This window comes from Pseudomonas sp. PGPR N4 (assembly GCF_059693665.1).
In genome coordinates this window covers 1,985,898-2,004,678 of the sequence record NZ_JCAUKV010000001.1, presented here as the reverse complement: position 1 = coordinate 2,004,678, position 18,781 = coordinate 1,985,898, and the positions used below count along the sequence as shown (strand labels likewise).

At 62.4% G+C, this 18,781-nt stretch carries 13 protein-coding genes; 9 read left to right on the top strand and 4 right to left on the bottom strand.

Annotation, left to right across the window (positions count from 1 at the left end):
- Positions 1–92: 92 nt before the first annotated feature.
- Both AC58X1_RS08975 and AC58X1_RS08970 read left to right on the top strand, forming a co-directional pair.
- Positions 93–2,549 carry an EAL domain-containing protein gene (locus tag AC58X1_RS08975; RefSeq protein ID WP_101321661.1) on the top strand — a complete coding sequence of 819 codons (2,457 nt, stop codon included), beginning with the start codon at positions 93–95 and terminating at the stop codon, positions 2,547–2,549.
- Between the two features lie 39 nt (positions 2,550–2,588).
- Positions 2,589–3,374, top strand: a complete 786-nt coding sequence (locus tag AC58X1_RS08970) for an iron-containing redox enzyme family protein (RefSeq protein ID WP_150573786.1) — start codon at positions 2,589–2,591, stop codon at positions 3,372–3,374.
- A gap of 182 nt (positions 3,375–3,556) precedes the next feature.
- Here the strand turns inward: AC58X1_RS08970 and AC58X1_RS08965 are convergent, their stop codons facing one another.
- The 4 genes from AC58X1_RS08965 to AC58X1_RS08950 are packed head-to-tail and all read right to left on the bottom strand — an operon-like array spanning position 3,557 to position 7,107.
- The gene (locus AC58X1_RS08965; protein WP_101321659.1) at positions 3,557–4,297 is read right to left on the bottom strand and encodes a YciK family oxidoreductase; all 741 of its coding nucleotides are present in this window, start codon (positions 4,295–4,297) and stop codon (positions 3,557–3,559) included.
- A gap of 51 nt (positions 4,298–4,348) precedes the next feature.
- Positions 4,349–5,020: an N-acetylmuramic acid 6-phosphate phosphatase MupP gene (gene mupP / locus AC58X1_RS08960; protein WP_497428716.1), complete on the bottom strand. Its 672-nt coding sequence runs from the start codon at positions 5,018–5,020 to the stop codon at positions 4,349–4,351.
- Between the two features lie 2 nt (positions 5,021–5,022).
- A complete protein-coding gene (gene ubiG / locus AC58X1_RS08955) occupies positions 5,023–5,721 on the bottom strand; it encodes a bifunctional 2-polyprenyl-6-hydroxyphenol methylase/3-demethylubiquinol 3-O-methyltransferase UbiG (RefSeq protein ID WP_101321657.1) in 699 nt (232 codons plus the stop codon).
- A gap of 36 nt (positions 5,722–5,757) precedes the next feature.
- Complete coding sequence (locus AC58X1_RS08950) at positions 5,758–7,107, bottom strand: TRZ/ATZ family hydrolase (protein WP_497428715.1); 1,350 nt, start codon at positions 7,105–7,107, stop codon at positions 5,758–5,760.
- Positions 7,108–7,216: 109 nt separating this feature from the next.
- On the opposite strand from AC58X1_RS08950, the gene mtnA reads away from it, so the two are divergent.
- The 7 genes from mtnA (at position 7,217) to rpsA (ending at position 18,542) form a co-directional block, all read left to right on the top strand.
- The gene (mtnA, locus tag AC58X1_RS08945) at positions 7,217–8,293 is read left to right on the top strand and encodes an S-methyl-5-thioribose-1-phosphate isomerase (protein ID WP_101321655.1); all 1,077 of its coding nucleotides are present in this window, start codon (positions 7,217–7,219) and stop codon (positions 8,291–8,293) included.
- A 281-nt stretch (positions 8,294–8,574) separates the two neighbouring features.
- Positions 8,575–11,349 (top strand): DNA gyrase subunit A, encoded by a 2,775-nt coding sequence (gyrA, locus tag AC58X1_RS08940; RefSeq protein WP_150571400.1) that lies wholly within the window; start codon positions 8,575–8,577, stop codon positions 11,347–11,349.
- 70 nt (positions 11,350–11,419) lie between these two features.
- A complete protein-coding gene (gene serC, locus AC58X1_RS08935) occupies positions 11,420–12,505 on the top strand; it encodes a 3-phosphoserine/phosphohydroxythreonine transaminase (RefSeq protein ID WP_101323087.1) in 1,086 nt (361 codons plus the stop codon).
- Positions 12,505–13,599, top strand: a complete 1,095-nt coding sequence (gene pheA, locus AC58X1_RS08930; RefSeq protein ID WP_101321653.1) for a prephenate dehydratase — start codon at positions 12,505–12,507, stop codon at positions 13,597–13,599. The genes serC and pheA overlap by 1 nt, the downstream gene beginning before the upstream one ends.
- Positions 13,600–13,848: 249 nt before the next feature.
- Positions 13,849–16,056, top strand: coding sequence for a bifunctional prephenate dehydrogenase/3-phosphoshikimate 1-carboxyvinyltransferase (locus AC58X1_RS08925; protein ID WP_497428787.1), 2,208 nt, complete (start codon positions 13,849–13,851; stop codon positions 16,054–16,056).
- Positions 16,053–16,739 carry a (d)CMP kinase gene (gene cmk / locus AC58X1_RS08920; protein ID WP_101321651.1) on the top strand — a complete coding sequence of 229 codons (687 nt, stop codon included), beginning with the start codon at positions 16,053–16,055 and terminating at the stop codon, positions 16,737–16,739. Before AC58X1_RS08925 ends, cmk begins: the two co-directional genes overlap by 4 nt.
- 123 nt (positions 16,740–16,862) lie before the next feature.
- Positions 16,863–18,542, top strand: coding sequence for a 30S ribosomal protein S1 (gene rpsA / locus AC58X1_RS08915; protein ID WP_101321650.1), 1,680 nt, complete (start codon positions 16,863–16,865; stop codon positions 18,540–18,542).
- Positions 18,543–18,781: the final 239 nt, after the last annotated feature.

Below are 18,781 nucleotides of genomic sequence, written 5' to 3'. Positions count from 1 at the left end.
CAATGCGAACGTCTAGCTAGTAGCGGTTTCTCGCCTACGCTCTGCTTGTCTGGTTTGATTAGTGCTTTATCTGCCGCCGTGACAGGGACTCCATGAAGGGAACTCATATTCATCAAGCGCCTAGGCTGCTGGGTATCATCTGGCCGTTTGTCGCCGTGGTGATCCTGCAGGTCTTGCTGGCCGGCCTGAGCCTGTACACGCTTTCGGCCGTGCGCGCTTATGTCGCCGGCGAGAGCCTCTGGTCGAAGGCGCAGAAAGACGCCATCTATTACCTCAATTTGTACGCCGAGCGGCCTGAACCGCGCTTTCTGCAGCGTTTTCACCAAGCCATCGCCGTGCCCCAGGGCGATCACGAACTGCGCATCGCGCTGGACCAGCCCACACCCGACTACGCTGCAGCTCGCACCGGCATCCTGCAGGGCGGCAACCACCCTGAAGACGTCAGTCGGATCATCTGGTTCTACAGCTACTTTCGTAACATCAGCTTCATGCAGAAGGCCATCGCCTATTGGGATATCGGCGACGACTACCTGCGCCAGCTCGACCTGCTCGCGACTGAAATCCACAGCAGCTTCAGCAGCGGCCAGCCGACCCCGGAGCAGGTCAATGAGTGGAAGGCGCGCATCGCCACCATCAACGAAGGCGTGACGCCGGCCGCCAAGGCCTTCAGCGACGCCCTGGGCGAAGGCTCACGGGTGCTGCTCAAGGTGTTGCTGATCAGTAACCTGCTGACGGCGATCTTCCTCATTACCATGGCCTGGCGCCGTTCGAGCAAGTTGCTGTCCCAACGCCAGGCGTTTGCCAGCGCACTGCAGGCCGAAAAGGACCGTGCGCAGATCACCCTCGCCTCGATTGGCGATGCGGTGATCACCACCGACGTCGACGGCAATATCCTCTACATGAACGCCGCCGCCGAGCAGCTGACCCACTGGCAAGCTGCATCAGCTCAGGGGCTGCCGTTGTCGGCGCTGTTCAGCCTGCTCGACGAGCACAGCGACGAAGATGCGCGCACCTTGATCGAGCAGGTGCTGGCCGGCAGCCTGCGCGGCGGCGCCGAGCATGCACGGTTGATCCAGCGCCTGGATGGCAGCACGGTCTCGGTCAACCTGGTGGGCTCACCGATCCTCAGCGATGGCCAGGCCACTGGCATCGTCCTAGTGCTGCATGACATGACCCAGGAGCGGCAGTACATCGCCAACCTGTCGTGGCAGGCCACCCATGACGCCCTGACCGGGCTGGCCAACCGCCGCGAGTTTGAGTACCGCCTTGAACAGGCGCTCAACGGCTTGGCGCGTCAGCCTGGCCGGCATGCGTTGATGTTTCTCGATCTGGACCAGTTCAAGCTGGTCAACGACACCTGTGGCCACGCCGCGGGTGACGAGCTGCTGCGCCATATCTGTGCGGTGCTGCAGTCCGGCCTGCGCGAGGGCGACACCCTGGCGCGGCTGGGGGGAGACGAATTTGGGGTACTACTCGAGAACTGTCCGCAGGAGCAAGCCGAGCGCATCGCCGAGCAACTGCGCCAGGCGGTGCAGAGCCTGCATTTTGTCTGGAAGGGGCGGCCGTTCATTACCACTGTGAGCATTGGCCTGGTGAGCATGGCACAAGCGCCCGGCACCCTTGAGGCCTCCTTGCGCGCTGCCGACATGGCCTGCTACATGGCCAAGGAGAAGGGCCGCAATCGGGTCCAGGTGTACCACGCTGACGACAGCGAGCTGTCCATGCGCTTTGGCGAAATGGCCTGGATTCAGCGTCTGCATGTGGCGCTCGAGGAAAACCGCTTCTGCTTGTACGCTCAGGAGATTGCCGCCCTCAGTGATCAGGGAGGGCCGGGGCATATCGAGATCCTGCTGCGCCTGCACGACGAAAGCGGGCGGACCATTCTGCCCGACAGCTTCATCCCCGCCGCCGAGCGTTATGGCTTGATGACCGCGTTGGATCGTTGGGTTGTGCGCAACGTGTTCCAGGTTATCCGTCAGTGCCTGAACGAGGGGCGCCCGGGGCCGTTGGCACTGGTTGCGATCAACCTGTCCGGTTCGAGCATCGGCGACGATAAATTTCTCGATTATTTGCAACGTCTGTTCAGCGAGTTTGAAATCCCGCCACGGATGATTTGCTTCGAAATTACCGAAACCAGCGCCATTGCCAACCTGGGCAGTGCCATTCGCTTCATCAATGAATTGAAAGGGCTGGGCTGCAAATTCTCGCTGGATGACTTCTGCGCCGGAATGTCGTCATTCGCTTATTTGAAGCATTTGCCGGTGGACTACCTGAAGATCGACGGAAGTTTTGTAAAAGACATGCTGGATGATCCGATTAATCGCGCTATGGTTGAGGTGATCAACCACATCGGCCACGTCATGGGCAAACGCACCATTGCCGAATTTGTTGAAACGCCGTTGATCGAGCAGGCCCTGCAGGAAATCGGCGTGGACTACGCCCAGGGCTACCTGATCGAGCGGCCGCAGGTGTTTACCTGCGATAGCCTGCAACGCCAACGAATTGCAGCACGGCCTTTGCTGCAGCGCGCGCCAGGGACGTTTCGCTGAGAGTGGACGGCTAAATCACAGGGAATCAAGGAGCTGACAGTGAGTGACGCATTCGTTCGGATTGGGCCGCTGATGGATCCCGCCAGCTACCCGCAGTGGGCGCAACAAATGATCGAAGACTGCCGCGAGAGCAAGCGCCGGGTAGTCGAGCACGAGTTCTACCAGCGCCTGCGCGATGGTCAACTGCGTCAAGCGACCATTCGCCAGTACCTGATTGGTGGCTGGCCAGTGGTTGAGCAGTTTTCCCTGTACATGGCGCACAATCTGACCAAGACCCGCTTTGCCCGCCACCCTGGTGAGGACATGGCCCGGCGCTGGCTGATGCGCAATATCCGCGTCGAACTCAACCATGCTGATTACTGGGTGCACTGGTGCCATGCCCACGGCGTGACCTTGGGCGATCTGCAGGCGCAGGACGTGCCAGCCGAACTTAATGGCTTGAATGACTGGTGCTGGCGGGTGTGCTCGACCGAGTCGCTGGCGATTGCCATGGCGGCCACCAACTATGCGATTGAAGGCGCTACCGGCGAATGGTCGGCGGTGGTCTGTGCGGATGGCGCGTATGCCGAGGGCTTCCCGGAAGAGACCCGCAAGCGCGCCATGAAGTGGCTGAAGATGCATGCCCAGTATGACGATGCGCACCCTTGGGAGGCGCTGGAGATCATCTGCACACTGGTGGGGGAGAGCCCGACGCCGTTGCTGCGCGCCGAGTTGCGCAAGGCGGTATGCAAGAGCTACGACTGCATGTACCTGTTCCTCGAGCGCTGCATGCAGCTGGAGCAGCGTCAGGCTGGGCGTACGCGGCTGGGCTTGGCAGCCGGTTGATCACGGTACAGGACCGCCATTACCTACGTGCGCGGTCCCCTGTAGGAGCGGCCTTGTGTCGCGAAAGGGGCGCGCAGCGGCCCCAGGATTTGTGCAGCACCACAAAATGCCGGGGCCGCTGCGCGCCCCTTTCGCGACACAAGGCCGCTCCTACAAGGGACCGCGTTACGACTGGGCTACCTTTACTGGGCGTTGAACGCTTGCCCATTCACCGCCTTGCTGTCCGGCCCCATCAAATACACGTAAACCGGCATGATTTCTTCAGGCAACGGATTGTCCTGCGGATTTTCGCTCGGATACGCCGCCGCACGCATGGCAGTGCGGGTCGCGCCCGGGTTGATGCTGTTGGAGCGCACCGGTGCCACGCCTTCCAGCTCGTCGGCCAGGGTTTGCATCAAGCCCTCGGTGGCAAACTTCGACACCCCATAGGCACCCCAGTAAGCCCGGCCCTTGCGCCCGACACTACTGGAGGTGAACACCACCGACGCATCCTCGGACAACTTCAGCAGCGGCAACAGGGTGCTGGTAAGCATGAACGTGGCATTCACGTTGATGTGCATCACGCGCATGAAATTGTCGCCCGAGAGTTGCTCCACCGGCGTGCGCGGGCCAATGATCGAAGCGTTGTTGAGCAGCCCGTCAAGCCGACCGAAGTCGTTCTCGATCATTACTGCCAGCTCGTCATACTGGTGCGCCAAGGCAGTTTCCAGGTTGAACGGGATCACCACCGGTTGCGGGTGGCCAGCGGCTTCGATCTCGTCATAGACCTCATTGAGGTTGGCTTCGGTCTTGCCCAGCAGCAACACGGTCGCGCCCAGCGCGGCGTAGGCCTTGGCCGCCGCAGCGCCAATGCCGCGGCCGGCGCCAGTCACCATGATCACTCGGCCAGCGAGCAGGCCGGGGCGGGCGGTGTAATCGAACATAGGTCTATCCTTTGCAAGCCAGGGCGCGGCGGGCGCGCCCTCAGCGATTGATCAGCAGCCGCACAGCGCGCTGTCGAGCACCTTGCGCAGCTCCAACGGGTGGTCCACCACCACGTCTGCACCCCAGTTGTTGGGGTTGTCCTGCGGATGAATATAGCCATAGCGCACCGCTGCGGTACGGGTCCCGGCGTCGCGCCCAGACTCGATATCACGCAGGTCGTCACCGACGAACAGCACGCTGGCCGGGTCCAGATCCAGGGTCTTGCAGGCCAGAATCAGTGGCTCGGGGTCAGGCTTGCTGTTCTTGACATGATCCGGGCAGATCAACAGCGCAGAGCGCTCGGCCAGGCCCAGGCGCTGCATGATCGGCTCGGCGAAGCGCACTGGCTTGTTGGTCACCACGCCCCAGATCAGGCCGCCTTTTTCGATATCGTCGAGCAGCTCGGGCATGCCCTCGAACAGCTTGCTGTGCACTGCACAGTCACGCTGGTAGCGCTCGAGAAACTCCAGGCGCAATGCCTCGAAGCCTTCGTCTTCAGGGTTCATGGCAAAGGTCGCGGCAACCATCGCCCGCGCGCCGCCGGAGATCTCGTCGCGGATCAGCTTGTCGGCGATCGGCGCCATGCCGCGCTCGGCCAGCATCGCGTGGCAGATGGCGATGAAGTCAGGCGCGGTGTCCAGCAGCGTGCCGTCCATGTCGAAAAGTACTGCTCGCAAACGCATGCTCACACCTCGCGCAGGGTCTGGATCATGTAGTTGACGTCGACGTCGCTGCTCAGCTTGTAGTGCTTGGTCAGCGGGTTGTAGGTCAGGCCGATGATGTCTTTGACTTCAAGCCCGGCAACCCGGCTCCAGGCGCCCAGCTCGGACGGGCGGATGAATTTCTTGAAGTCATGAGTGCCGCGCGGCAGCATCTTGAGGATGTACTCGGCGCCGATGATCGCCAGCAGGTAGGCCTTGGGGTTGCGGTTGATGGTCGAGAAGAACACCTGGCCACCCGGCTTGACCATGCGGTAGCAGGCGCGGATCACCGACGATGGGTCAGGCACGTGCTCGAGCATCTCAAGGCAGGTGACCACGTCGAACTGCTCGGGCATTTCTTCGGCCAGGGCCTCAGCGGTGATCTGCCGGTACTCGACCTCGACGCCCGACTCGAGCTGGTGCAAGCGGGCTACCGCCAGCGGCGCTTCGCCCATGTCGATGCCGGTCACGGTGGCACCGCGTTGCGCCATCGCTTCGCTGAGGATGCCACCGCCGCAGCCGACATCGAGGACTTTCTTGCCGGCCAGACTGACGCGCTCGTCAATCCAGTTGACCCGCAGCGGGTTGATGTCATGCAGGGGCTTGAACTCGCTTTCGCGGTCCCACCAACGGTGGGCGAGGGCCTCGAACTTGGCGATTTCGGCGTGGTCGACGTTGCTCATTGAACAGATCCTCTGAAACTTGAATAAAAGGTGTCACTAAGCGCCAGCCGCAGCTGGCGCGTGGTCATTCCTGCCTGCGATGCGCGCGCCCCAGGCGCGGGCCATGGCGGTCAGTGCTGCCTCGTCCATGCGGGTCAGGCGGCGCTCTTCGAGCAGCTGCTCGCCGGCAACCCAGACATGCCGCGCGCAGTCGCGGCTGGTGGCATAGATCAATTGTGACACAGGGTCGTGTACCGGCTGCTGGGCCAGGCCAGACAAGTCGAACGCCACCAGGTCGGCGGCCTTGCCCAGTTCCAGCGAGCCGATCTGGGTGTCCAGACCCAGGGCGCGGGCGCCATTAAGGGTCGCCATGCGCAAGGCTCGATGGGCGTCCAGTGCCGACGCCGAGCCGGCCACCGCTTTCGCCAGCAGGGCGGCGGTGCGGGTTTCGCCGAGCAGGTCGAGGTCGTTGTTGCTGGCCGCGCCATCGGTGCCTATAGCGACATTGACCCCGGCCTGCCACAAACGCTCAACCGGGCAGAAGCCGCTGGCCAGTTTCAGGTTGGATTCCGGGCAGTGGATCACGCTGGTGTTGCTTTCTACCAGCAGGGCCAGGTCGTCGTCGCTGATCTGGGTCATGTGCACCGCCTGCAGGCTCGGCCCCAGCAGGCCAAGCCGCGCCAGCCGAGCCAGCGGCCGTTCGCCGTGCTCGGCAACGGCCTGCTCGACTTCGCTGGCGGTCTCGTGGATGTGCATGTGCAGCGGCGCATCAAGCTGATCGGCAATCACGCGGATCTTCTCCAGCGTCTCGTCACCGACCGTATACGGCGCGTGGGGGCCGAGGGCTACGGTGATGCGCGGGTGGTGGCGCAACTCGCCAAACAGCTCGATGGCCTGATGCAGGGCGTCGTCCGCAGTCGCTGCACCGGGTATCGGGAAGTCCAGCAGCGGCACCGCCACCTGGGCGCGAATGCCGCTCTGCTCGACTTGCTCGCAGGCTTCGCGCGGATAGAAGTACATGTCGGCAAAGCAGGTTATGCCGCCCTTGAGCTGTTCGGCGATGGCCAGGTCGGTACCGTCGCGGACAAAGCCCGGATCGACCCAGCGGCCCTCGGCCGGCCAGATGTGCTCACGCAGCCAGGTCATTAGCGGCAAGTCGTCGGCCAGGCCGCGGAACAGACTCATGGCGGCGTGGCCGTGGGCGTTGATCAGGCCTGGGCACAGCAGGCAGTCGGGCAACTCGCGCACCTGCAGCGCCGCCGGCGCGCGCTCGCGCGGGCCGAGCCAGGCGATCAAACCGTCGCGCAGGCCCAGCGCGTGCCCTTCGAGTACCACTCCGGCTGGCTCCACAGGCACCAGCCAGGTCGGCACCAGGAGCAGGTCGAGGGGGGCTACGGAGGTCGGCATGCGGCAGCTACCTGAAGGGTTTGGGCGGATCGCGCAGTATACCCGAGCGCCCGCGGCTGAGGCTCGCTATAATCGCCGGCTTTTGATCAGCAAAGCACGGGGAGAGGCGATGCGCGAGCGACTTTTGGCGGCAGAGAAGGTGACCGGCATTCAGTGGCGTGACGGCACCCTGCATCTGCTCGACCAGCGCCTGCTGCCGGCGCAAGAGCGCTGGCTGGCCTGTACCGACGTGTCTCAGGTAGTGAGCGCGATCCGCTCGATGGCGGTGCGCGGTGCGCCGGCCATCGGCATCAGCGCCGCTTATGGGTTGGTCCTGGCGCTGCGTGCCCGGCTTGCCGAGAAGGGCGACTGGGAAGAGTCGATCGAAGAAGACTTTCTGGATCTGGCCGAAGCGCGGCCCACCGCGGCCAACCTGTTCTCGGCGCTCAACCGCATGCGTGATCGCTTGCAGCGCCTGCGCCCCAATGAAAACCTGCTGGCGGCCATGGAGGCCGAGGCCATCGCCATCCACGACAGCGACCGCGAAGCCAACCTGACCATGGCCCAGTACGGCATCGAGTTGATCCGCCGCCAGCAAGGCAACGAGCAGACCATGCTGACCCACGGCAATGCCGGTGCGCTGGGCAGCGGGGGCTTCGGTACCGCGCTGGGCGTGCTGCGTGCAGCTTACCTTGAGGGCATGGTCGAGCGGATTTACGTCGGCGAGACCCGGCCTTGGCTGCAAGGCTCGCGCCTGACCGCCTGGGAGCTGGCGCAGGAAGGCGTGCCGGTCACCCTCTGCGCTGACTCGGCGATGGCGCATCTGATGAAGGTCAAGGGCATCACCTGGGTCGTGGTGGGTGCTGACTGCATCGCGGCCAACGGCGATGTCGCGGCCAAGATCGGCACTTACCAACTGGCGGTAGCGGCCATGCACCATGGCGTGCGCTTCATGGTGGTGGCGCCAAGCACCAGCATCGACCTGAACCTGGCAACCGGTGACGATATCCCGCTGGAAGAGCGCGAAGCAGACGAGCTGCTGGATGTTGCCGGCAATCGGGTTGCCGCACAGGTCGAGGTGTTCAATTCAGTGTTCGACGTGACTCCGGCTGACCTGGTTGACGTGATCGTGACCGAAAAAGGCGTGGTAGAGCGCCCAGACACCGCCAAGATCGCCCAGCTAATGTGCCGCAAGCGCCTGCATTGAGCGCCACCGCGCCGCGCAGGGCGCAGCTGTCGGGGCAAAGCGGCCATTGCTTGGCAGCGCCGCTTCTTGTTGCAGCTTGAGGCTTAAGCCTGATGCATTTTTGTGGTACCATCCGGCAGTTTCCAAGGCCGCCCGTTTATGCGGTCTTCATTGCGCAGATCCAAGGCACAACCTATTGATTTGTCGTAAGTCGTCGCACCACTGTGCGCTGCGGCGACGAGCTTCGTTCGTCCTCTGGGGACTTGGACGAGGTTTCACCAGAAAAAGGAATCAGGCTTCTCATGGGCGAACTGGCCAAAGAAATCCTCCCGGTCAATATCGAAGACGAACTGAGACAGTCTTACCTCGACTACGCGATGAGCGTGATTGTCGGGCGTGCACTGCCCGATGCGCGTGACGGCTTGAAGCCCGTGCATCGCCGCGTTCTGTTTGCGATGAGCGAGTTGGGCAACGACTGGAACAAACCGTACAAGAAGTCCGCCCGTGTGGTCGGTGACGTTATCGGTAAGTACCACCCGCACGGCGACACTGCGGTCTACGACACCATCGTGCGTATGGCCCAGCCATTCTCGCTGCGCTACCTGCTGGTCGACGGCCAGGGCAACTTCGGTTCGGTCGACGGCGACAACGCTGCGGCAATGCGATACACCGAAGTGCGCATGTCCAAGCTGGCACACGAGCTGCTGGCTGACCTGCACAAAGAAACCGTCGACTGGGTACCCAACTACGACGGCACCGAGCTGATCCCGGCGGTAATGCCAACGCGCATCCCCAACCTGCTGGTCAACGGCTCCAGCGGTATCGCCGTGGGCATGGCGACCAACATCCCGCCGCACAACCTCGGCGAAGTGATCGACGGCTGCCTGGCGCTGATCGACAATCCTGAAGTCACCATCGATGAGCTGATGCAGTTCATCCCTGGTCCGGACTTCCCGACTGCCGGCCTGATCAACGGCCGCTCCGGCATCATCGAGGCCTATCGCACCGGTCGTGGCCGCATCTATATGCGCGCCCGCTCCGAGATCGAAGACATCGACAAGGTCGGTGGCCGTCAGCAGATCGTCATCACCGAGCTGCCGTACCAGCTGAACAAGGCTCGCCTGATCGAGAAGATCGCCGAGCTGGTCAAAGAGAAGAAGCTCGAAGGCATCACCGAGCTGCGCGACGAGTCCGACAAGGACGGTATGCGCGTGGTCATCGAGCTGCGTCGCGGCGAGGTGCCTGAGGTCGTGCTCAACAACCTCTACCAGCAGACTCAGCTGCAGAGCGTGTTCGGCATCAACATCGTCGCCTTGATCGACGGTCGTCCGCGCCTGCTCAACCTCAAGGACCTGCTCGAAGCGTTCGTCCGTCACCGCCGTGAAGTGGTGACCCGTCGTACCGTATTCGAGCTGCGCAAGGCCCGTGAACGTGGCCACATCCTTGAAGGCCAGGCTGTCGCACTGTCCAACATCGACCCGGTCATCGCCCTGATCAAGGCCTCGCCGACCCCGTCCGAAGCCAAGGAAGCCCTGGTTGCGATGCCGTGGGAATCGAGCGCGGTGCAGGTCATGGTCGAGCGCGCAGGCGCCGACTCGTGCCGCCCGGAAAACCTCGATGCCCAGTACGGCATGCGCGATGGCAAGTACTTCCTGTCGCCAGAGCAGGCCCAGGCCATTCTTGACCTGCGTCTGCACCGCCTGACCGGCCTCGAGCACGAAAAGCTGCTGGCCGAGTACCAGGAGATTCTCGAGCAGATCGGCGAGCTGATCCGCATCCTCAGCAGCGCCGAGCGCCTGATGGAAGTGATCCGCGAAGAACTCGAAGCGATCCGTGCCGAATACGGCGACGTGCGCCGCACCGAGATCCTCGATGCCCGTCACGACCTCAGCTACGGCGACATGATCCCGGAAGAAGAGCGCGTGGTGACCATCTCCCACGGCGGCTACGCTAAGACCCAGCCGTTGACTGCGTACCAGGCCCAGCGCCGTGGCGGCAAAGGCAAGTCGGCGTCCGGCGTCAAGGACGAGGACTACATCGAACACCTGCTGGTTGCCAACAGCCACGCCACGCTGTTGCTGTTCTCCAGCAAGGGCAAGGTCTACTGGCTGAAAACCTACGACATCCCGGAAGCCTCGCGCGCTGCCCGTGGCCGTCCGCTGGTCAACCTGCTGCCGCTGGAAGACGGCGAACGCATTACCGCCATGCTGCAGATCGACCTCGAAGCCCTGCAGCAGAGCGCCGATGTCGATGAAGAGCTGGAGGACGGCGACGACACCGTGCTCGAGGGTGAGCTGGTCGAAGCCGAAGAAGTCGACGAAGAAGACGGCGATACTGCCGAGTGGGCTGCAGAGCCTACCGGTGCCTACATCTTCATGGCGACGGCGTCCGGTACCGTCAAGAAGACCCCGTTGGCGCAGTTTGCGCGTCCACGTACCAGCGGCCTGATTGCGCTGAAGCTGAAAGAAGGCGACACCCTGATTGCCGCCGCCATCACCGATGGCGCCAAGGAAGTCATGATGTTCTCCGACGCCGGCAAGGTCATCCGCTTCGCTGAAAGCGTCGTGCGTGAAATGGGCCGTACCGCTCGCGGTGTGCGCGGCATGAAGCTGGGCAAAGGCCAGCGGATCATCTCGATGCTGATCCCCGAGTCCGGTGCGCAGATCCTCACCGCCTCCGAGCGTGGCTTCGGCAAGCGTACCCCGCTGTCCAAGTTCCCACGGCGCGGTCGTGGTGGTCAGGGCGTGATCGCCATGGGCACCAAGGGCCGTAACGGCCTGCTGATCGGCGCGATCCAGGTGCAGGAAGGTGAAGAGATCATGCTCATCTCCGACCAGGGCACGCTGGTGCGCACCCGCGTTGGCGAAGTATCCAGCCTGGGTCGTAACACCCAGGGCGTGACCCTGATCAAACTGGCCAGCGACGAGACCCTGGTGGGCCTTGAGCGGATCCAGGAGCCATCCGAAGACCTCGAGGAGTTGCTCGAAGGCGAGGAGGGCGCAGAGGGCGTCGAACTCGATGCGGTAGAGGCGGCAGATGATGACGCCGGCGCCGCCGAAGAGGCGCCGCAGGAATAAACAGCGCAACAACCCGAGCGGGGCGGCCATGGTCGCCCCGCTTACTGACCAGAGCAGAGCGAGAGTGGATGTGAGCAAACGAGCCTTTAACTTCTGCGCAGGCCCTGCTGCGCTTCCTGAAGCAGTCCTGCAGCGCGCCCAGGCGGAAATGCTGGACTGGAATGGCAAAGGTCTGTCGGTGATGGAAATGAGCCATCGCAGCGATGACTACGTGGCCATTGCCGAAAAGGCCGAGCAGGACCTGCGTGACCTGCTGTCCGTCCCCTCCAATTACAAAGTGCTGTTTCTGCAAGGTGGCGCCAGCCAGCAATTTGCCGAGATCCCGCTGAACCTGCTGCCGGAAAACGGCACCGCGGACTACATCGAGACCGGTATCTGGTCGAAAAAGGCCATCGAAGAAGCGCGTCGCTTTGGCAACGTCAACATTGCTGCCAGCGCCAAGCCCTACGATTACCTCGCTATCCCCGGCCAGAACGACTGGACCCTGAGCAAGGACGCCGCTTACGTCCACTACGCGTCCAACGAAACCATCGGCGGCCTGCAGTTCGACTGGGTGCCGCAGACCGGTGACGTACCGTTGGTGGTCGACATGTCTTCGGACATCCTCTCGCGCCCGACCGACGTGTCCCAGTTCGGCTTGATTTACGCCGGCGCGCAGAAGAACATTGGCCCAAGCGGCCTGGTTGTGGTGATCGTGCGTGAAGACCTGCTCGGTCGCGCCCGTAGCAGCTGCCCGACCATGCTCGACTACAAGGTTTCGGCCGATAACGGTTCGATGTACAACACGCCGGCAACCTATTCCTGGTACCTCTCGGGGCTGGTCTTCGAGTGGCTCAAGGAGCAGGGCGGTGTCGAAGCCATGGAAGCGCGCAACCGGGCGAAAAAAGATCGCCTGTACGGCTTCATCGACTCCAGCGATTTCTACAGCAACCCGATCAGCGTCAACGCCCGTTCGTGGATGAACGTGCCGTTCCGCCTGGCTGACGAGCGCCTGGACAAGGCCTTCCTCGCCGGTGCTGACGCCCGCGGCCTGCTCAACCTCAAGGGCCATCGCTCGGTGGGCGGCATGCGCGCATCGATCTACAACGCCCTTGGTCAGGACGCCGTTGAAGCTCTGGTCAGCTACATGGCTGAATTCGAGAAGGAGCACGCCTGATGGTCGAGCACGAACTCAAAGCCCTGCGTGTACGCATCGATAGCCTCGACGAGAAGATCCTCGAGCTGATCAGCGAGCGCGCCCGCTGCGCCCAGGAAGTGGCCCGGGTCAAGATGGCCAACCTGGCCGAAGGCGAGACGCCGGTGTTCTACCGTCCCGAGCGGGAAGCTGCCGTGCTCAAGCGCGTCATGGAGCGCAACGGCGGCCCACTGGGCAACGAAGAGATGGCGCGTTTGTTCCGCGAAATCATGTCTTCGTGCCTGGCCCTGGAGCAGCCGCTGAAGGTCGCCTACCTCGGCCCTGAAGGTACCTTCACCCAGGCTGCGGCGATGAAGCACTTCGGCCACGCGGTGATCAGCCGGCCAATGGCGGCGATCGACGAAGTGTTCCGTGAAGTGGCCGCTGGTGCGGTCAACTTTGGCGTGGTGCCGGTGGAAAACTCCACCGAAGGTGCGGTCAGCCACACCCTCGACAGTTTCCTCGAGCACGACATGGTTATCTGCGGCGAAGTCGAGTTGCGCATTCACCATCACCTGCTGGTGGGCGAGAGCACCAAGACCGACAGCATCACCCGCATCTATTCCCACGCCCAGTCGCTGGCCCAGTGCCGCAAGTGGCTCGATGCGCATTACCCGAATGTTGAGCGGGTGGCGGTGTCGAGCAACGCCGAAGCGGCCAAGCGGGTCAAGGGTGAATGGAACTCGGCGGCGATTGCCGGCGATATGGCAGCCAACCTGTATGGCCTGACGCGTATTGCCGAGAAAATCGAAGACCGCCCGGACAACTCCACGCGCTTCCTCATGATCGGCAGCCAGGAAGTGCCGCCGACCGGCGACGACAAGACTTCGATCATTGTGTCGATGAGCAACAAGCCGGGCGCGCTGCACGAGCTGCTGGTGCCGTTCCACGACAACGGCATCGACCTGACCCGGATCGAAACCCGGCCGTCGCGCAGTGGCAAGTGGACCTACGTGTTCTTCATCGACTTTGTCGGCCATCATCGGGATCCGCTGATCAAGGCTGTGCTGGAGCAGATCAGCCAGGAAGCCGTTGCGCTGAAAGTGCTGGGCTCGTATCCGAAGGCGGTACTCTGAGGTTGAAGCTGGTCTCTGCGCTACTGGGGCCGCTGCGCGGCCCTTCGCGGGCAAGCCCGCTCCCACAGGATTTGCATCAAGCCCGCACGGGTGATCGACGCAAAGCCCTGTGGGAGCGGGCTTGCCCGCGAAGGGCCGCGCAGCGGCCCCGGTGCGGCAATCGATCAGCATGGTTTGATCCGGCACATGCTGCCGTTCTGAACAGGGTTCGCACTCGTGGTTGATGTGGTAGCAAACAAATCCGCGCCGATTATCGGCCGCCTGGTCGTGGTCGGCCTCGGCCTAATCGGCGGCTCGTTCGCCAAGGGCCTGCGTGAAAGCGGCCTGTGCCGCGAAGTCGTCGGCGTCGATCTCGATGCCCCGTCGCGCAAGCAGGCTGTCGCCCTCGGTGTAGTCGATCGCTGCGAAGAAGACCTCGCCAGCGCCTGCGTCGGCGCCGACGTGATCCAGCTCGCCGTGCCGATCCTGGCCATGGAAAAACTGCTCGCCGTGCTGGCCAGGCTCGACCTTGGCAATGCCATCGTCACCGACGTCGGCAGCGCCAAGTGCAACGTGGTCCGTGCCGCCCGCGAAGTGTTCAGCAGCAATCTGCCGCGCTTCGTTCCCGGCCACCCGATTGCCGGCTCCGAGCAGAGCGGGGTAGAGGCCTCCAACGCCGCGCTGTTCCGCCGGCATAAAGTCATTCTTACGCCACTGGCTGAAACCGACCCTGCCGCACTGGCCATGGTCGACCGCCTGTGGCGCGCATTGGGCGCCGATGTCGAACACATGACGGTCGAGCGTCACGACGAAGTGCTGGCGGCTACCAGTCACCTGCCACACCTGCTGGCCTTCGGCTTGGTCGATTCGCTGGCCAAGCGCAATGAAAACCTCGAAATCTTCCGGTACGCTGCAGGGGGCTTTCGCGATTTCACAAGAATCGCCGGCAGCGACCCGATCATGTGGCATGACATCTTCCTCGCTAACCGCGAGGCGGTGCTGCGCACGCTAGATACATTTCGCAGCGACCTCGACGCCTTGCGCGACGCGGTCGATGCAGGGGATGGGCACCAGCTGCTGGGGGTATTTACCCGCGCACGGGTTGCCCGCGAGCATTTCAGTAAAATCCTGGCCCGCCGGGCCTATGTGGACGCTATGAACGCCAACGATCTGATTTTCCTGGCCCAACCTGGTGGCCGCGTGTCCGGACGGATCCGCGTTCCAGGCGACAAGTCGATTTCCCATCGCTCGATCATGCTCGGCTCGCTGGCCGAAGGCACCACTGAAGTCGAAGGCTTCCTTGAAGGCGAGGACGCTCTGGCGACCTTGCAGGCCTTCCGCGACATGGGTGTGGTCATCGAAGGCCCCAACCATGGCAAGGTCACCATTCACGGTGTCGGCCTGCACGGCCTGAAAGCCCCGCCCGGGCCGATCTACGTCGGTAACTCCGGCACCTCGATGCGCCTGCTGTCGGGCCTGCTCGCCGGCCAGCCGTTCGACGTGACCATGACTGGCGATGCTTCGCTGTCGAAGCGGCCGATGGGCCGTGTCGCCAACCCGCTGCGGGAAATGGGCGCAGTGGTCGAAACCGGCGCCGATGGCCGGCCACCATTGACCATTCGTGGCGGGCAAAAACTCAAGGCACTCAACTACACGCTGCCAATGGCCAGTGCCCAGGTCAAATCCTGCCTGCTGCTGGCCGGCCTGTATGCCGAAGGCGTGACCACCGTCACCGAGCCTGCGCCAACCCGCGACCACACCGAGCGCATGCTGCGCGGCTTTGGCTATGCGGTCGAGTCCAACGGCCCGGTCGCTTCGCTGCAAGCGGGTGGCAAACTCACCGCAACCCGTATCGAAGTGCCGGCAGATATCTCGTCTGCTGCGTTCTTCCTGGTTGCCGCGTCGATCGCCGAAGGCTCCGACCTGCTGCTTGAGCACGTCGGCATCAACCCGACCCGCACTGGTGTCATCGACATCCTGCGCCTGATGGGCGGCGATATCACTCTGGAGAACCAGCGTGAAGTCGGTGGCGAGCCGGTAGCCGACCTGCGTGTGCGCGGCGCCAAGCTCAAAGGCATCGAGATCCCTGAAGAGCTGGTACCACTGGCTATCGACGAGTTCCCGGTGCTGTTCGTCGCCGCGGCTTGCGCCGAAGGCCGGACCATCCTGCGTGGCGCCGAAGAACTGCGAGTGAAGGAATCCGACCGCATCCAGGTAATGGCCGACGGCCTGATCACCCTGGGCGTGAAGTGCGAACCGACCCCGGACGGGATCATCATCGACGGCGGCCCGATTGGCGGTGGCGAAGTACACGGCCACGGCGACCACCGTATCGCCATGGCTTTCAGCATAGCCTCGCTGCGGGCCACTGCGCCGGTGCGTATCCATGACTGCGCCAACGTTGCCACCTCGTTCCCGAACTTCCTCGCGCTGTGCGCCGAAGTCGGCATTCGTGTGGCCGAAGAGGCCAAGTCGTGAACGCCCAGGCCCCGGTCATTACCATCGACGGCCCGAGCGGGTCGGGCAAAGGCACCGTAGCCGGGCTGCTGGCGCGTGAGCTCGGCTGGCGCCTGCTCGATTCCGGCGCGCTGTACCGTTTGCTCGCTTTCAGCGCGCGCAACCATGGCGTCGACCTGACCAACGAAGAGCTGCTGACCAAGCTGGCCGCTCATCTGGATGTGCAGTTCTACCCGGCCGAGGAGGGTAAGCTGCAGCGCATCATGCTCGAGGGTGACGACGTCAGCCTCGACATCCGTACCGAAGCAGTCGGCGCCGGCGCCTCGATGGTGGCCTCGCTGCCCGCGGTGCGCGATGCCCTGCTGCAGCGCCAGCGCGCGTTTCAGGAGGCTCCGGGGCTGATCGCAGACGGCCGCGACATGGGCACTGTGGTGTTCCCGGACGCGCCGTTGAAAGTGTTTTTGACCGCCAGCGCCGAGGAACGGGCGCGACGTCGTTATTTGCAGTTGAAAGCGAAAGGCGACGATGTTAGGCTGGCGAGTCTGCTAGATGAGATTAGTGCGCGCGATGAGCGCGATACCCAGCGTGCGGTGGCCCCGCTTAAACCGGCGGCCGACGCGATTCAGCTGGACTCTACCGAGTTGTCCATCGAGCAGGTGTTGCAACGCATCAAAAGCGAGATCGCCCTGCGCGGTATCGCCTGATGATCAGGAAAGCAGGCAGGGGCACCAGTCAACGTCTTGCCGGTTTTCCTTTAAATAACGAAACCCACATTGTCTGGAGTGTGGTTAGGGGCGTCTTCTTCGCCCAAATCTACAGGAATTAAAATGAGCGAAAGCTTTGCAGAACTCTTTGAAGAAAGCCTGAAAACCCTCAATCTTCAGCCGGGTGCGATCATCACCGGTATCGTTGTCGACATCGACGGCGACTGGGTTACCGTACACGCTGGCCTGAAGTCCGAGGGCGTCATCCCGCTCGAGCAGTTCTACAACGAAGCTGGCGAGCTGACCATCAAGGTCGGTGACGAAGTTCACGTTGCGCTGGACGCGGTCGAAGACGGCTTTGGCGAAACCAAGCTGTCCCGTGAAAAAGCCAAGCGCGCCGAGTGCTGGATTGTTCTGGAAGCTGCTTTCGCTGCCGAAGAAGTTGTCAAGGGCGTTATCAACGGTAAGGTTAAAGGCGGCTTCACTGTCGACGTTAACGGTATCCGTGCGTTCCTGCCAGGTTCGTTGGTTGATGTCCGCCCAGTGCGCGACACCACCCACCTCGAAGGCAAAGAGCTGGAATTCAAGGTCATCAAGCTGGACCAGAAGCGCAACAACGTCGTTGTTTCGCGTCGCAGCGTCCTCGAAGCCGAGAACAGCGCCGAGCGTGAAGCTCTGCTCGAAACTCTGCAAGAAGGCCAGCAAGTCAAAGGTATCGTCAAGAACCTCACCGACTACGGCGCATTCGTGGATCTGGGCGGCATCGACGGCCTGCTGCACATCACCGACATGGCTTGGAAGCGTATCAAGCACCCGTCGGAAATCGTCAACGTTGGTGACGAAGTTGATGTTCGCGTCCTGAAGTTCGACCGTGAGCGCAACCGCGTTTCGTTGGGTCTGAAGCAGATGGGCGAAGATCCGTGGGTAGCTATCACTGCTCGTTACCCAGAAGGTACTCGCGTACAAGCTCGCGTTACCAACCTGACCGACTACGGCTGCTTCGCTGAGCTGGAAGAAGGCGTTGAAGGTCTGGTGCACGTTTCCGAAATGGACTGGACCAACAAAAACATCCACCCGTCGAAAGTCGTTCAGGTTGGCGACGAAGTGGAAGTTATGGTTCTGGACATCGACGAAGAGCGTCGTCGTATCTCCCTGGGCATCAAACAGTGCAAGTCCAACCCATGGGAAGACTTCTCCGGCCAGTTCAACAAGGGTGACAAGATCACCGGTACCATCAAGTCGATCACCGACTTCGGTATCTTCATCGGCCTGGACGGCGGCATCGACGGTCTGGTTCACCTGTCCGACATCTCCTGGAACGAAACCGGCGAAGAAGCCGTACGTCGTTTCAAGAAGGGCGACGAGCTGGAAACTGTCATCCTGTCGGTTGATCCAGAGCGCGAGCGCATCTCCCTGGGCATCAAGCAGCTGGAAGACGATCCGTTCTCCAACTTCGTTGCTGTCAACGACAAGGGTGCAATCGTCAAGGGTATCGTCAAAGAAGTTGACGCCAAAGGCGCCATCATCACCCTGGCCGACGACATCGAAGCTACTCTGAAAGCTTCCGAAATCAGCCGTGACCGCGTTGAAGACGCGCGTAACGTTCTGAAGGAAGGCGAAGAGATCGAAGCCAAGATCATCAGCGTTGACCGTAAGTCGCGCGTTATCAGCCTGTCGATCAAATCGAAAGACGATGCTGAAGAGCGTGAAGCTATCCAGAGCCTGAAACAGGCTCCTGAGGCAGCTGCTGCCGACACCACCATGGCTGCGCTGCTGCGCGAAGCAATGGCCAAACAGAACTAAGTTCTGCTTGATCGGTAGAAAAAGGGCGACTTAGGTCGCCCTTTTTTATTGCCTGCGATTTGTCGCCTGTTGTCAGAGGGTTGCGCCGCTGCCCGCGGCGTCTCAGCCCAACTGGTGCAAACCCCTCTACCCAGCGCTGCCCAACCCGCTGCACCGAAAAAGTTCCCCGCGCACCAATCTTGAATTTTTTTATTAAGTCAAGAACCGCCCTGTTCAAATCCTCCTGAGCGTGCTACAAA

Coding starts and splice junctions, on each gene's coding strand:
- AC58X1_RS08975 (WP_101321661.1), top strand. CDS start 93: ATGAAGGGAACTCATATTCATCAAGCGCCTAGGCTGCTGGGTATCATC.
- AC58X1_RS08965 (WP_101321659.1), bottom strand. CDS start 4,297: ATGTTCGATTACACCGCCCGCCCCGGCCTGCTCGCTGGCCGAGTGATC.
- mupP (WP_497428716.1), bottom strand. CDS start 5,020: ATGCGTTTGCGAGCAGTACTTTTCGACATGGACGGCACGCTGCTGGAC.
- ubiG (WP_101321657.1), bottom strand. CDS start 5,721: ATGAGCAACGTCGACCACGCCGAAATCGCCAAGTTCGAGGCCCTCGCC.
- AC58X1_RS08950 (WP_497428715.1), bottom strand. CDS start 7,107: ATGCCGACCTCCGTAGCCCCCCTCGACCTGCTCCTGGTGCCGACCTGG.
- mtnA (WP_101321655.1), top strand. CDS start 7,217: ATGCGCGAGCGACTTTTGGCGGCAGAGAAGGTGACCGGCATTCAGTGG.
- gyrA (WP_150571400.1), top strand. CDS start 8,575: ATGGGCGAACTGGCCAAAGAAATCCTCCCGGTCAATATCGAAGACGAA.
- pheA (WP_101321653.1), top strand. CDS start 12,505: ATGGTCGAGCACGAACTCAAAGCCCTGCGTGTACGCATCGATAGCCTC.
- rpsA (WP_101321650.1), top strand. CDS start 16,863: ATGAGCGAAAGCTTTGCAGAACTCTTTGAAGAAAGCCTGAAAACCCTC.